The 13,109-nt window shown below is 69.6% G+C and carries 11 protein-coding genes; 5 read left to right on the plus strand and 6 right to left on the minus strand.

Translation table 11 applies throughout. From position 1 onward, the window contains the following. Window positions 1–39 precede the first annotated feature (39 nt). Window positions 40–1,944: a DUF2264 domain-containing protein gene (locus ACWC91_RS30990; RefSeq protein WP_450641225.1), complete on the plus strand. Its 1,905-nt coding sequence runs from the start codon at window positions 40–42 to the stop codon at window positions 1,942–1,944. Window positions 1,945–1,959: 15 nt separating this feature from the next. Here ACWC91_RS30990 and ACWC91_RS30995 read toward each other — a convergent pair whose 3' ends face one another. After that, entirely contained in the window at window positions 1,960–2,043 is an 84-nt protein-coding gene (locus ACWC91_RS30995) for a 50S ribosomal protein bL37 (protein WP_372496954.1), read from the minus strand. Between the two features lie 197 nt (window positions 2,044–2,240). Then, on the minus strand, window positions 2,241–3,155 hold the full coding sequence (locus ACWC91_RS31000; protein WP_450641223.1) for a GNAT family N-acetyltransferase: 915 nt from the start codon (window positions 3,153–3,155) through the stop codon (window positions 2,241–2,243). A 284-nt stretch (window positions 3,156–3,439) separates the two neighbouring features. Between ACWC91_RS31000 and ACWC91_RS31005 the strand changes: the two genes are divergently transcribed. Next, the gene (locus ACWC91_RS31005) at window positions 3,440–3,982 is read left to right on the plus strand and encodes a GNAT family N-acetyltransferase (protein ID WP_450641222.1); all 543 of its coding nucleotides are present in this window, start codon (window positions 3,440–3,442) and stop codon (window positions 3,980–3,982) included. 222 nt (window positions 3,983–4,204) lie between these two features. On the opposite strand, the gene ACWC91_RS31010 is transcribed toward ACWC91_RS31005, so the two are convergent. After that, on the minus strand, window positions 4,205–4,492 hold the full coding sequence (locus ACWC91_RS31010; RefSeq protein WP_450641221.1) for a BBE domain-containing protein: 288 nt from the start codon (window positions 4,490–4,492) through the stop codon (window positions 4,205–4,207). Between the two features lie 467 nt (window positions 4,493–4,959). Here ACWC91_RS31010 and ACWC91_RS31015 point away from each other — a divergent pair, with 467 nt between their 5' ends. Then, window positions 4,960–5,574: a DUF1326 domain-containing protein gene (locus ACWC91_RS31015; RefSeq protein WP_225080930.1), complete on the plus strand. Its 615-nt coding sequence runs from the start codon at window positions 4,960–4,962 to the stop codon at window positions 5,572–5,574. After that, entirely contained in the window at window positions 5,571–6,338 is a 768-nt protein-coding gene (locus ACWC91_RS31020) for a DUF2182 domain-containing protein (protein WP_450641220.1), read from the plus strand. The genes ACWC91_RS31015 and ACWC91_RS31020 overlap by 4 nt, the downstream gene beginning before the upstream one ends. Window positions 6,339–6,587: 249 nt before the next feature. Here the strand turns inward: ACWC91_RS31020 and ACWC91_RS31025 are convergent, their stop codons facing one another. Both ACWC91_RS31025 and ACWC91_RS31030 read right to left on the minus strand, forming a co-directional pair. Then, complete coding sequence (locus ACWC91_RS31025; RefSeq protein ID WP_450641219.1) at window positions 6,588–7,136, minus strand: carbonic anhydrase; 549 nt, start codon at window positions 7,134–7,136, stop codon at window positions 6,588–6,590. A 1,384-nt stretch (window positions 7,137–8,520) separates the two neighbouring features. Further along, entirely contained in the window at window positions 8,521–9,063 is a 543-nt protein-coding gene (locus ACWC91_RS31030) for a DUF4262 domain-containing protein (protein ID WP_225080926.1), read from the minus strand. Between the two features lie 368 nt (window positions 9,064–9,431). Here ACWC91_RS31030 and ACWC91_RS31035 point away from each other — a divergent pair, with 368 nt between their 5' ends. Further along, complete coding sequence (locus tag ACWC91_RS31035) at window positions 9,432–10,733, plus strand: MFS transporter (RefSeq protein ID WP_450641238.1); 1,302 nt, start codon at window positions 9,432–9,434, stop codon at window positions 10,731–10,733. A 269-nt stretch (window positions 10,734–11,002) separates the two neighbouring features. Here the strand turns inward: ACWC91_RS31035 and ACWC91_RS31040 are convergent, their stop codons facing one another. Further along, a complete protein-coding gene (locus ACWC91_RS31040) occupies window positions 11,003–12,862 on the minus strand; it encodes a CocE/NonD family hydrolase (protein WP_450641215.1) in 1,860 nt (619 codons plus the stop codon). Window positions 12,863–13,109 lie beyond the last annotated feature (247 nt).

Genomic DNA, 13,109 nt, shown 5'->3' on the forward strand with positions numbered 1-13,109 from the left:
GTACCGCCCGCCGCCCGACGAAGGAGCCAGCGAACCGCCATGCCCGCCCCGCACTTCCCCCTGCCGCCCACCGACCGCGTCCGCTCCCCCCTGACCGGCTGGACCCGGGCACACTGGGAGGCCCTGGCCGACCGGCAGCTGTCGGCCCTGCTGCCCTACGCCACACCGGGTCTCGCCCAGTACCGGCTGCCGGGGCGGGCCAGTTGGTCCGGGGTCGTCTCGGACGGGCTCGAAGGGTTCGCTCGGACATTTCTGCTGGCCTCCTTCCGGATCGCGGGCGCGGGCGGCAGCGACGGAACGGATTCCGCAGCCGTTTCCCACCTGATCGAAAGGTACACACAGGGTCTGACAACGGGCACGGACCGTGACAGCGCCGAGGCCTGGCCCGAACTCACCGACTGCTCCCAGCAGATGGTCGAGGCCGCCTCCATCGCGCTCGGTCTGCACGAGACCCGCCCCTGGATCTGGGACCGGCTCGACACCCGTGTCCAGGAGCGGGTCGTCGACTGGTTCTCCGGGTTCGTCGGCGCGAAGACCTGGGACAACAACTGGCGCCTGTTCCAAGTGGTGTCGGAGCAGTTCCTCGCCTCGGTCGGCGCACCGTACAACCAGGGCGACATCGATGCAGGCCTCGACCGGATCGAGGACTGGTACGTCGGCGACGGCTGGTACACGGACGGCGACGGCCGCAACTTCGACTACTACATCGGCTGGGCCATGCACCTGTACCCGCTGCTGTGGGCCCGCATGGCGGGGCCGGACGGGGACGGCGGGCGCGGCGCCGTCTACCGGGAGCGGCTGGCCCGGTTCCTCACCACGTACCCGCAGTTCTTCGGCGCGGACGGCGCGCCGGTGCACCAGGGCCGGTCGCTGACGTACCGCATCGCGGCCACGGCTCCGGTGTGGCTGGGCGCTCTCGCCGACTGCACCCCGCTCGCGCCCGGCCTGACCCGGCGCCTCGCCTCCGGCGCGGCCCGGCACTTCGCCGAGCGCGGGGTACCGGACGAGCGGGGGCTGCTGCCGCTGGGCTGGTACGGCACGTTCCTGCCCGCGACACAGCCGTACTCGGGGCCCGCGTCGCCCTACTGGGCGAGCAAGGGGTTCCTCGGTCTGCTGCTTCCCGCCGACCACCCGGTGTGGACGGACCGGGAACTCCCGCTGCCCGTCGAGCAGTCCACGCAGTACACGGCGCTGCCCGCGCCCGGCTGGCTACTGCACGGCACCCCGCACGACGGTGTCGTCCGCCTGGTCAACCACGGCAGCGACCACAACCCGCCGGACGGCCCGGCGAGCGACGACCCGCACTACGCCAAGTTCGCCTACTCCACGGCCACCGCCCCGGAGTCCGCACCGCACGCCTGGGCCCGCGCGGTCGACAACCACATCGCGCTGCTCACCGCCGACGGCACCCCGTCGCGCCGCCGCCGCATCCACCCCCTCAGCTGCCAGGGGCGCCGCGCGTCGTCCCGTCACGACGTGCAACTCCCGGGCTCGGAGGACGAGTTCCCGATCGAGTCGACGAGCGTACTGCACGGACCGTGGGAGCTGCGCGTGCACCGAGTGCGGGCACCTGAGGGCGTGGCGGTGCGCGAGGGCGGGTACGCGGTCGCCGACGTGGTGCGCCCGCACTCGGAGCAGGGGCCCGGCTGGGCGCTGACCCGTACGGAGTCGGGGCTGACCAGCGCCGTGGCCGCGCTGTACGGATGGGACGAGGAGACGGACGTCGCGCACGAGGTCGAGGCGAACGCCTACGGCCCGCACTCGGCGACGCCGTACCTGCGAGCCGTGCGCCATCCGGGCGGGGAGAGTGTCCACGTCACCTTGGTGGTGCTCACCCGCGACGTCGTGCACCCCTGGGCCCTGCGCGAGTCGATCACGTGCACGCGCGAGGACGAGGGGCGGGTGACGGTCACGTTCCCGGACGGCGAGGCGGTAACGGTTTGACAGGGTCAGGTCGGCTCAGGCGTTGGGACGCTTGCCGTGATTGGCCTTCTTCTTCTTACGGCCGCGTCGCTTGTTCCCTCGTTTGGCCACGGTGCACATCTCCCTAATCCAGGACATTCCATGCCTCGCTCAGTCTAGATTCGGCCCGGAGTGTCCGCATCAGCGGTGCCACGGGCGCAGCGCTCAGTGCCCGCTCGGTGAACTTCCCCATCGCCCACGCACCCGTCCATCCGCGCCCAGGAAGAACCGAGCGGCGTTCCGGCAGTACCGAGCCCACAGCAGTCTGCGGAGCGGTCCTATGCGCCCAGGTCCTTGCGGAAAACCGTGGAGCTGTGCCGAACTGTCATGCCGACCCGTAGGTAGAGGTCGAGTGCACCGGTGTCCGAGTGGGTCCACAAGGTGCAGGAGCAACGGCCCGCGCGGTGGAAGGCGCGGAAGGCATGGCGCAGCAGGAGTCGGGCTATGCCGCGGCCGCGCTGGTCACGGCGTACGGCGACCTGTTCGAGGTAGCCCTCGTTCGTGCCCGGCAGGTCCAGCGCCAGGGCGGCGCCCACCAGGTGATCACCGGCGAAGGTCAGGGCCGACCGCTGAGGGGCGAACGTGGGCCGCTCCACGGTGTGGGCGGCCCACTCCTCGTACGACTGCCGCCGCTCCTGCCACTCGTCGAACGCGTCCTGGACGAGGACGTGCGTGGCGGGCCCGTCGCCGGTGTGGAAGGGCCGCACCGTGATGCCCGCCGGGGGCTCGGGCACCGCGGGCTCGGCCGGCATGGCGAACTCCAGCAGCCAGGCCGTCACCAGCGGCTCGTACCCGTGCGCGCGCAGTAGCGTCACGGCGCCCGTGTCCTCGTCCGGCACGGTCTGCACGACGCGGGCGGCGCCGGCCTGCCGTGCCCGCGCCAGCGTCCAGCCGAGGAGTGCGGCGCCCAGGCCCCGGCCTCGGTGCTCCGGATGCACGTCCACCTCGGATCGCCGGTCTACCCAGGCGCGGGCGGCGAGTCGTCCGGCCTGGTCGAGGACGAGGACGGTGTCCGAATCCGGCACCAGACCCGGCCGCGTGAGATCGGCGGCTATGGCCCCGGCGTCGCTCTGCCCCCGCCCGTACGCCTCACGTTCGCAGGCCGTGACGAGCGCGTGAATCGCCGGGACGTCATCGGTGGTCGAGGGCCGCGAACGATAGCCGGGCGGCAGGGACGGGACTAGGGAGGGCACCGGCGGAGGGTAGCCGTGCGCCGGATTTTCACACAAGAGGGCGAACGCTGCCCGATATGGCACCAGGTCGCTTCGTGCGGGCGTGGAGTCGTGCTCAGGCAGGTGATCAGCCCACGGTTGGCGACGCGAGCCGAGTCGAGTTCTTGCCGGCGTTCCTCGAGCTGGTGCGTGAGGTCCACGGCATCTGTCGAACGCAGCTGGTCCCTGGAGAATACCGGTGAGCCTCTTCTGCCTGTGCCCAGTTATCCTGCCTTGTCCTGAACAGGCCAGGGAGGTCCCCCACCATGAGCAGCGCCACGTCGTCGTTTCCCGAGCGGATCGAGCTCTCGGGGGAGGGTCTCGTCCTCCGCGACTGGACGGAGGCGGACCTGGCCGCGATGCCGGAGCTGTTCGACCACCCCGACATCGCTTACTGGACACCGATCGTGTCCCCCTTCGACGAAGCGGCCGCCCGCGTCCGCCTGGACCGGGCCCGGCAGCTGCGGGCGGAAGGCACGACCATCCTGCTGGCCATCACCGTCGACGGCGGCGCACCGCTCGGCGAGGTGATGCTGCGGCGTGCGCCCGAGGGCACGGAGCTCGGCTACGCCGTCGGCCCCGCGCACCGTGGCCAGGGGCTGGCGGCGCGTGCGGTGCGGGTGATGGCCGCGTACGCCTTCGAGCAGTTGAGCGCGGGGCAGGTGATCCTGGAGCTGGAGGCCGAGAACGCCGCGAGCGTCGCCGTGGCCACCAAGGCGGGCTTCAGACTGCTCGACGTGCCGCTGATCAAGGGTGAGGAGAAAGGGCGGCCCTTCGCCCTGCAGACGTGGGGTCTGAACCGCTCCTGATCCTCAGCCTCCAGCACGAGCACCCGATCGCACGTCCACCCCATGCCCGTGACCGTCGGCGACCGGATCAACAACCCTCAATGCGATCTGTTCCGAAATGAGGGGCGGCGACCGACGCACCCGCCGCATGTCACGGTCACTGGTCCAGACGTCTTGGTGTGGAACACGCATCTCTCCCAGGAAATGGACCCGAGGGTTGACAGCGGAGCAGGCCGTACTCGGTCAGTGGGACGCGGGTGGGATGCTCTGGTCGTACTGGAAGACGTTGTGCGGGTCGTACTTCGCTTTGATCTTTCGCAGTCGGCCGAAGTTGGATCGCCAGTAGGCGGTCTCCCAGTCCTGCATGCCGACGTCCGGCACGTTGACGTAGGCGCCGTCCACGTAGGGACGCAGTGCCTGGCTGAATTCGGCGATCCAGGCCTGGGCCTGGGGGGTGAGCGGGTCGCAGATGCCCGGCTGGTTGCGTGTCGAGGGCTCTGCGGGTCCGCACGGCAACCGGCCTTGGATCACCGGAGCTTCCCGAGCTCGGGGCTTCAGACGAATGCCTGGTGAGCTTGCCGTTCGTCGTCGTTCAGCGCATTGCTGATCTCCAGCAGGCGACCCGCGGGCAGAGCGAAGCCATTAAGTGGCCGTCGACCACGGCGAGGGTCGCCGCTGCGGACCAAGCCGGGGGATGTATCGGCCAGTCCACCCCTCGGTCTCCGTAGGCTGTGAGGCAGGCGTGACGGTCGTGGTGTGCTGGTGCGAGTGCGGGACTAGCCTGGGAAGTATTCGGGCGGCCGTTCGAGCCAAGGAGCTTTCCTGGTGTCGATCGTGTGGCCAAGCGGGCACGCTGCACGCGTCCAGAGCCCCGTGTTCCCTCATGAGGTCGAGGCGCCACTCAAGGTCGGCGCCCTCACCAGGCCTATCGCTCTGCCGGCTGAGCCCCGCTTCGCATCGCCGGCACGCGCGTGACCCAGCCCCCCGCAGGAGTAGAGATGGCTTGGAATCTGAACGGTACATACCTTGAGAGCTGCAACTGCGACTCCGTGTGTCCGTGCACCACCTCAGGTATGACCGCGCCCGCGGACAACGAGCGCTGCCAGGTGACTCTCGCGTTCCACGTCGCACGGGGTGAGATCGACGGCGTGGACGTGTCGGACCACAGCGTCGTCGTCTTCGCCGACGCACCCCGTGTGATGGCCGACGGCGGCTGGCAGGTCGCGCTGTACGTCGACGCTTCGGCCGACGACAGCCAGGCGAACGCGCTGGGCAAGGTCTTCTCCGGGCAGGTGGGCGGACCGATGGCGGCGCTCGTCCCCCTCATCGGCGAGGTCCTCGGCGTCGAACGCGTTTCCATCGACTTCCACGACGACGGTCGCCGCCACACGGTGCAGGTGGCGGACGCCATCGACATCGAGATCGAGGACCAGGTGGCCCCGCAGTTCGGCGAGGACGGTCCTGTGATGGGGCTGACCGGCATGTTCCACCCGGCGAACAGCACGTTGACGATCGCCCGATCGACGCGGGCCATCGGCAATGGCGTACACGGCCGTTCCTGGGACTTCACCGGCCGCAACGCACACTCGGCGCCCTTCTCATGGTCGGCGTGATCAGGACAACGATCACAGTCCGGCACAGCGCGCGCTACTCCGGGCCGGTGCTGCTCACGGCGGCCGCGGCCTGGGCATGGGCGGTGCTGCGCTGGGGGGACATGGGCTTCCGGACCATGGCAGGGAATCTGCCCGCCTTCATGGGCATGTGGACGATCATGATGACCGCGATGATGCTGCCGGCCACGGCACCCGTCGCCTCGTTGTACACGCGGACGGTCCCCATGCACCGGGCGCCGCGCATGATCGCGTTCACCGCCGGCTACGTGCTGGTCTGGGCCGCCGCAGGACTGCCGGGATACGCCTTAGCCGTCGTGGCGACGCACGCCGCAACCACACATCCCACGACAGGCACGGCGGCAGCCGCCGCCGTTTTCGCCGTCAACGGTGTCTATCAGCTCACCGCCCTCAAGGATTTCTGCCTCACCAAGTGCCGCTCACCGATCGGCCTGTTGCTGCGCTACGCGTCGTACCGCGGCCCCGCACGCCATCTACGTGCCGGAGCGCACCACGGCGCGTTCTGCCTGGGATGCTGCTGGTCCTTGATGCTGCTGCTCATGGCGTTCGGTGTGATGAATCTCTGGGCCATGGTGGGCCTGGCCGCCATCGTCACCGCAGAGAAACGCTTGGCGCGGGGTCGTCTTGTCGCCCGGGTCGTCGGCCTCGCCTCGCTCGCGCTCGCGATCACCGTCTTCTGGGTGCCCCTGCTGGCCCCCAACCTCACAGGAGGCGGCATGACCGAGATGGGCCTCCGTCACTTGTGACGCGCGCCGTGCAGCCGCACGCGCCATACAGTCGCAAGAGGTACCAGACCCGTGCCAGATCGTGCGGGGAACCACGGGGACCACCAGGAACGAAGTCCACAGCCATCGGCACCGGCATCGTTCCCACGCAGGTCACCAAGATCCCCGACAATACCCAGGGCAAGAAGGAGCAGGCCTGCGCGATCAAACCGTCTCGATCGGGCTGATCATCAACGGCCTCGCACATACACGCCTCGCTCAGTCGACCGGTCAGGAAGGCGCACCCGCCAGGACTTCTACCTTCCCGGTGTCGAGGGAGTAGTACGCGCCGACCACGGCAAGACTGCCCTTTCTTACGAGTGGGGCCAGGTCCTGGTTGGAGCGCAGGTCGGCTGCGGTCAGCTTGGCCTGCGCGCGGGCCATGGTCTCGACCGGGTCGGCACCGCCTTCCTTGCCTGCCTGTTCGTACGCCGGACGCAGAGCCTTGGCGATCGCATCGAGGTTGCCCGGCAGCGGCTCGCCGCCGTGGAGGGACTTGTACGCCGCCTCGACGGCTCCGCACCGCTGATGCCCAAGGACCACGATGAGCGGAGTGCCACTCGTCATGGGCCCGTACTCCACAGAACCCGTGACCACCGGCTCGACCGCCTCTCCTCCGGTGCGCATCACGTACAGGTCACCCAGCCCGGTGTCGAAGAGAAGTTCCGGCGGCACCCGGGAGTCGATACAGGCGAGGATCGCCCCGAACGGCTTCTGCGCCTGGGCAACGAACTGGCGCCGGTTCGGATCCCGGTCGGGGTGTCGAAGGTCTCCGCTCACCCACCGCTTGTTGCCATCCATCAGCCTCGTGAATGCTGCGGCGGGCGTTGTCGGGCCCGCTTCCGGCAAAGCACCGGTCGCCAGTGGGGTGGCACTCGTCGACGAGCACCCCGCAAGCGCGGCCGTGGAGACTGCGAGTCCACCAGCGAGCAGAGCCCTGCGATTCGGGTGTTCCGCTGCGACCATCGGTCGTTCCCCTCAATCCGCCGAGACGCGTGAATAAGCCATGCCCAGGCGATTGTTCAGCGCGGCGAGGAAGCCGGACCGCAGGCACACGCAGGCGAGGACCGCTTTCCCGCAGACGGCCCACAGAGCCGACAGCCGTCGTTGCCGACCGTCCCTTCAGGAGCGGTGAGGCTCGCTCGCCGTCGGGACGTGACCGCGGCTGATCGCTACGCGGAGTACGTCTCGCAGAGCCCCGTTCAGCTCGTCCGCCAGGCGGCACACGCCCTCGGGGCCGGGGCCTCATCGCCGAGTGACCGAGCACAGCCCGTGGAGACGGCGGACATCGTGGTGCCCACCGCGCGCTGAGAGACCGTCCATGAGGTCGAACTCCTGGAGCGGGTGTCACCTACCCTCAGGGCTCGGCAGGCATAAATGGGCCGGCCCCCTCCACAACGGGTCGGCACTGGGGAGGCAGCCACCGACCGACGCGAGTCGCGTCAGTCGTAAGCGCGTTCCGCCGCGGCTGTTGGCGCGCCAAGTAGGGTGCCGCGCATGACCACTTCTCCCGATCACATCAGCAGCAGGGAGGGGCACGCGCCCTGCACGCGGCGGCCATGTACGAGTAGGCCGGCGCGCCACAGTTGAGTTGTTCCCTAAGTGTCTGACCGCGTGACAACGCCGACGAACAGCGGCGGACGAGAGCGGACGTCTGCTGGCCTTCGTTCACTTCGAGCAGCTGCGTTTATCAGGCGGTTGGGTAGCAGTTGGCGATCTTGACACCCCTGGATGTTCATGAGAAATGACGTCAGGGCGCCCACATTGCCGGATACCGGAAAGCAGTCGCGCAGACCGTCTGCCGTGCCCGTCAGGTGAGAGGCCGTGTCCGGGCGGTCATCATGATGAGCCGGGGGCCTGGCGTTGTGGGGTCTGCCGGAGGTCAGAGAGGAAGGCGAGGGGGATAGGGACCGTGACAGAGGCGTTCGACAGGGGCATGGACGTGCTCACCGTGGCTTTGGGCCTGTGCTGCGTGTGGTTGGGATGGCGGGCCGTGCTCAGGCCACGCAGGGCAAGCGGTGGACAAGTGGAAGCAGGGCAAGTGCGGATGGCCGACGGCGGCTGGGAGGCGTTGCCAGAATAAGACGATGAAGGGCACGTCAAGCTGCTACCTCTGAAGCCGGGCTCATCACCAGGCCACGCCGCCCAGGACCGAGGGGCGGCCTCAGTCGAGATCGGCCCACGGTCCGCTGGTCTCCTCCTTTGAGATCCACAGAAGGGGCTGGCTCGCGCGGCAGTAGTCTTCGGCCTGCTCGTCCCAGGGGAAGCGGCCTTCCTTGTCAGGCCAGAACAGCTGCATGACCGGAAGCGGAGGGGCCTGGTAGTAGTCGATCCCGGCACCGAAGAAGTCCCCGTACCAACTCGGGTGGACCGGCCGGACGGTCACCGGGTAGCCGTTCAGGATGTCGTCACGCACCTGGTCGGCTTCCAGCAGGTGACCGTTACGGATCTCTCCGCCCGCAACGTTGAGGATGGGCATCATCGTCTCGACCCGCAGGCCGAAGATGCAGACCTCAGGGCTGCGCAGGGTGTGCCACAAGCCGATCGAGTAGGCCCAGTCCGCCGGCGCATCGCCCCCGGCGCCGACACCCATCACGTGCCAGCCGAACTCGGAAACGCTTGCGGCGATGCGGCCATCACGTTCCTCCCAGGCCGGGCCATCCGGAGGAGGGGCGCACAGGAGGCAGAAGCAAGAGGAGTCGTCCACCCGAGCAGGTTACGACCCCTGCGATCACGGCTGACGCCGGGCCCGCCCCCCACCACCGCGCCTTGCCCACTCCGCCTCTGAAGCGTTGCTGACCTGCATGAACACGCCCCACCGGATCAGATAGGGCGTCACCTTTGCCCAGGACTCTCGACACCAAACGCAATGTGGCACAGATCACACAGTCCTGCCTTTTTTGAGCATGCCCTCGCTTGATACAAATTGCCTCGCGTTCCTGTCCGTCGACGGTCGCCCATCCCCCTTCTTTCTCCACCCTCCCCCTGTCGCTTTCGCATGCCCTGGGAACGCCCGTGTCCTCCCCCGCGCCCGCGCTCTCGCGCGGTTCCTCCTGGCCCCTCGTCGCCCTTTTCATGGCGGGCTACCTCGCGCCCTATTTGCTGCCCACCGTCGTCGGCCGCCTCGGTGACCGGCTGGGCCTCGGGCCCGCGCAGGCGGGGCTCGTCGGCAGTGCGCTGCTGCTGAGTTCGGCCACGGCGGGCTTCACGCTCGCGGCACGCGTCGAGCGGTTCGGGCCACGGCGTCTGGCCCGCTCCGGGCTGCTGCTCGCGGCGCTCGGCTACGGCTGTGCGGCCCTGTCGGACAGTGTGCCGGTGGTGGTCGCGGGGGCGATTGCGGGCGGCTGCGGCTCGGGCACGGCGACGACAGTCGCCGCGTCGGGCATCGCGGCCCAGCGCGACCCTCACCGCACCTCGACCTTCGGGCTGCTGAGCGTCTCCGCGCTCGCCGGCGCCGCGTATCTGACGATCCCTCACCTCGGGTCCGGACACGGGCTGCCGTTCGCTGCGATCGCGCTGACCGCGCTGCTGGTGTGGCCCGCTACGGGCCGACTCGCCGGTGCCGTGGCGCCCGGTCACACGGCGGCGCCGCGTGGCCCGCTCCCCTACCGCCGCGCGGGACTCGTCCTCGCGGGCTCGATGCTTTTCTGGTCCATGGCGCAGAACTCGCTGTGGGGTGTGAGCGGCCGCATCGGCCTGGATCAGGCAGGACTGAGCGAGGTCACCGTCGGCGCGGTCTTCGCCACGGCCCTGGGCACCGGGCTGCTCGGCGTCATCGGCGCGAGCGCGCTCGGCGCGCGGCTCGGGCGGGCACTGCCGATCGGAGCGGGCACCGCACTGATCGCCTGCTGCATCGCGGTCAGCGCCTCGGCGGACGACCTGCCGTCGTTCGCGACCGGCGAGATCGCCTGGAACACCGTCTACCCGATCGTCCTTTCCTACCTCATCGGACTGGCGGCCTCACTCGACCCGCGCGGCCGCTGGGCGGTGCTGGCCGGATCCGCGTCCTCCCTGGGCACCGCGTGCGGCCCGCTCGTAGGAAGCCTGCTGTCCGCGAGCGCCGGCTACCCGGCGATGGGCCTGGTGCTGGGCACCGGGCTGCTCCTGCTGGCGCTGCCACTGACAGCGGTCGCCCTGCACACCGGCGGCCGGCCCATCGTCCCCGGTGCGGTCCGGCGCCGTGGCGGCGCCCCGGCCGCGGTGGTCGCGGCCACGACGGGCACCGCGTCCGGCGCGGTGCCCCAGGTGGGTGCCCCGGAACAGCCGGTCGTCGAAATCGAGGTGCCGGTCGCCGGACCGGCGCCGGACCGGCAGGCGTTCGGCACCGCGGGCCCTCGCGGACTCGCCCCCATGGAAGCGGGCCCGGGTACCGACTGAGGAGCCGGAGCGCTGCTCCGCCCCGACCGTCTCGAAGTCGTGGCCTCGACCTCGACCTCGACCTCGACCTCGGCGAGACAACGCACACGACGCGCCTCGTCGTCGTCAAGGAAGGGCGCCTCGATGGAGTTGCGGGCCGGGGCACGCAACCGAGCGGCTGTATGCGGGAGAGCGGGCTCCCTCCGAAGCGTTCGCCCCAGGACTGGGCCGCCGGCCGAGCCCACACTCTGCCCGGCACCCGCACAGACGGGTGCCGGGCAGCCGCTGGGTCATCCGTTCTTTGAGATGCCCAGCGGGAAGGTGGGGGTGCCGACGTTGTTCAGCGTGGTGGTGTTCGCCCTCACGTACGTGTCCAGGTACGGCGAGCGGTCACCCTGGGTCGGCGAGTCGAACCGCGGGTCCTGCACCTCGAGGGAGAGCCGCGCGTCGGAGACCGTGATCGTCTCCCCCGAGGGAACGCTCCGCCAGCCGTTTGAGGTGATGGTTCCGAGCTGGACCCCCAGCCGGTGCCCCTGCTCGAAGGTCCAGTCCGTCGCCTTCAGGGCGAAGGAGGTCGATCCGCTGCTCTCCAGCAGTGCGACGTTCTCGTTGAACATCGTCGCCTTGCCGTCCGGAGCGACGTCCCACAGCCGGGCCCAGACGTTGCCCTGGCCCCTGGTCTTCAGCGTGATCTGCGGGCTGCCCGTGATCCGCACCTGCTCAGCGGCGGGCGTGGACCAGGTCCAGTAACTGTTGGCGGGTGCGTCGGCGCTGGGCGCACTCGTCTGCTCAGTCGTCAGCGAGCCGGCCTCCGTCGCGTCCTCGATGTCCGAGCCCTGAGACTCCGGCGCCGTCGTCGACAGGGCGGCCTTCTGCGCCTTGCCGCCGTCGTCGACGTACCGCCCGGGCGCCAGCCGCACCTTGTACGAGTCGTGGGTCACCGGCCAGGTCGGCTGGGCGCGCCAGTGGCCGAGGCTGTCCTCGAGGGAGAACGCCGGGTCGGTCACCGACGGTTCGATGCCGCGGAGGTACTGGTCGTAGAACCGCATCACCTCGTCGAACCAGCCCGCCCGTCCCATCTTGAGCTGGCCCTTGGCATTGGTCTCGTTACCACGGACGTGTTCCCACTGGCCGAGCCAACCGCGTTGCGGGCCCTGATGGTTGGCCAGGTACTTCTGCATCTCCTCGGGCTTGGTGTTGTCCTCGATGAAGCCCGACGTGACGAACAGCGGCGTCTGGGATCCGGCGGCGCGGGAGGCGAAATCGCGGGCCCGCCAGAACGGCGACTTCGGGTCGGGATTCTGGGTGTTGGTGAGGTTGTCACTCTCGCACTCGGGGTGGTTCTTCTCGTACCCCGCGTTCGCCTTGTAGTGGTCGCTGTCGTCGGCCAGCGGCGCCATCGTCGCGATCGAGTAGTAACCCCGCGGAGTGCTGGTCACGTTGGACCGCGGCACCCCGTTGCTGTACAGGTAGTTGTACCTGTTCCACGTCGGTTCTTGGGAGACGATCGCCCGCAGGGGCTTGAGCTTGAGGGTATTGGCCGCCAACCCGGTGTTGGCGTCGTACGACTTGCCGTACATGCCGACCTTGCCAGTCGACCACGGCCGGCTCGCTGCCCACTCGACGGCCGCCTTGATGTCGGCCTGCTCCCCCGGGCCGAGAAAGTCCAGGCACCCGGTGCTGCCACCGAAGCCGCGCAGGTCCACCATCACGAAGGTGTACCCACGCTCCATGAGCCGCGCGCCGTCGATGAAATCCTGAAAGCGTCCCGATGGCCCGACCCGGTCCCACCCCGCGGGAGCACTCTCCCCCGCGTGGGAGAAGTACGGGCCCACCGACAGGATCACCGGCGTCTTCGCGTCCGCCGGCAGGCCTGCCGGGCGCAGCACGTCGGCGTGCAGTTCGACCCCGCTGCCGTCCGAGGAAGGGAAGTAGTGCTGCGTCCAGAGTGAGCCCTCCGGGACACGGTCGTTCTCCTCGTGCGTGACGGGGTCGGTCGCGGTGGCCACCTCCGATCGGGCCTGCTCTGCGGTGGCGGACCCGGATGTGGTGTCGGGTGCCGCGGTGGCGGGTCCGGCGAGTGTGCCGGTCAATGCGAGGGTGGTGATGGCTGCTGAGGCGGCCCAGGCGGCCGCACGACGTCTTCTCACTTGCTCCTCCCGGAGTTGTCGGTACGGGGCGGTGCAGGTGGTGCTGTCGAGCATCGACCCCGGACCCGCCGTTGACGGGTCGACGAGGGGAGACCGCGCGCAGACGGACGGAATCCTGATTCCGGGTGCGCGCCGGAGCCGACGGCGACGGAGCCTATGATCATCATTGACACGCGTCAACAGGGCCGCATGAGCGACGTGTTGCTGGTGTGCCGCAGATGTCCCGACCGGGCGGGGCACGGCGGCT

Source organism: Streptomyces sp. NPDC001204 (assembly GCF_053598035.1).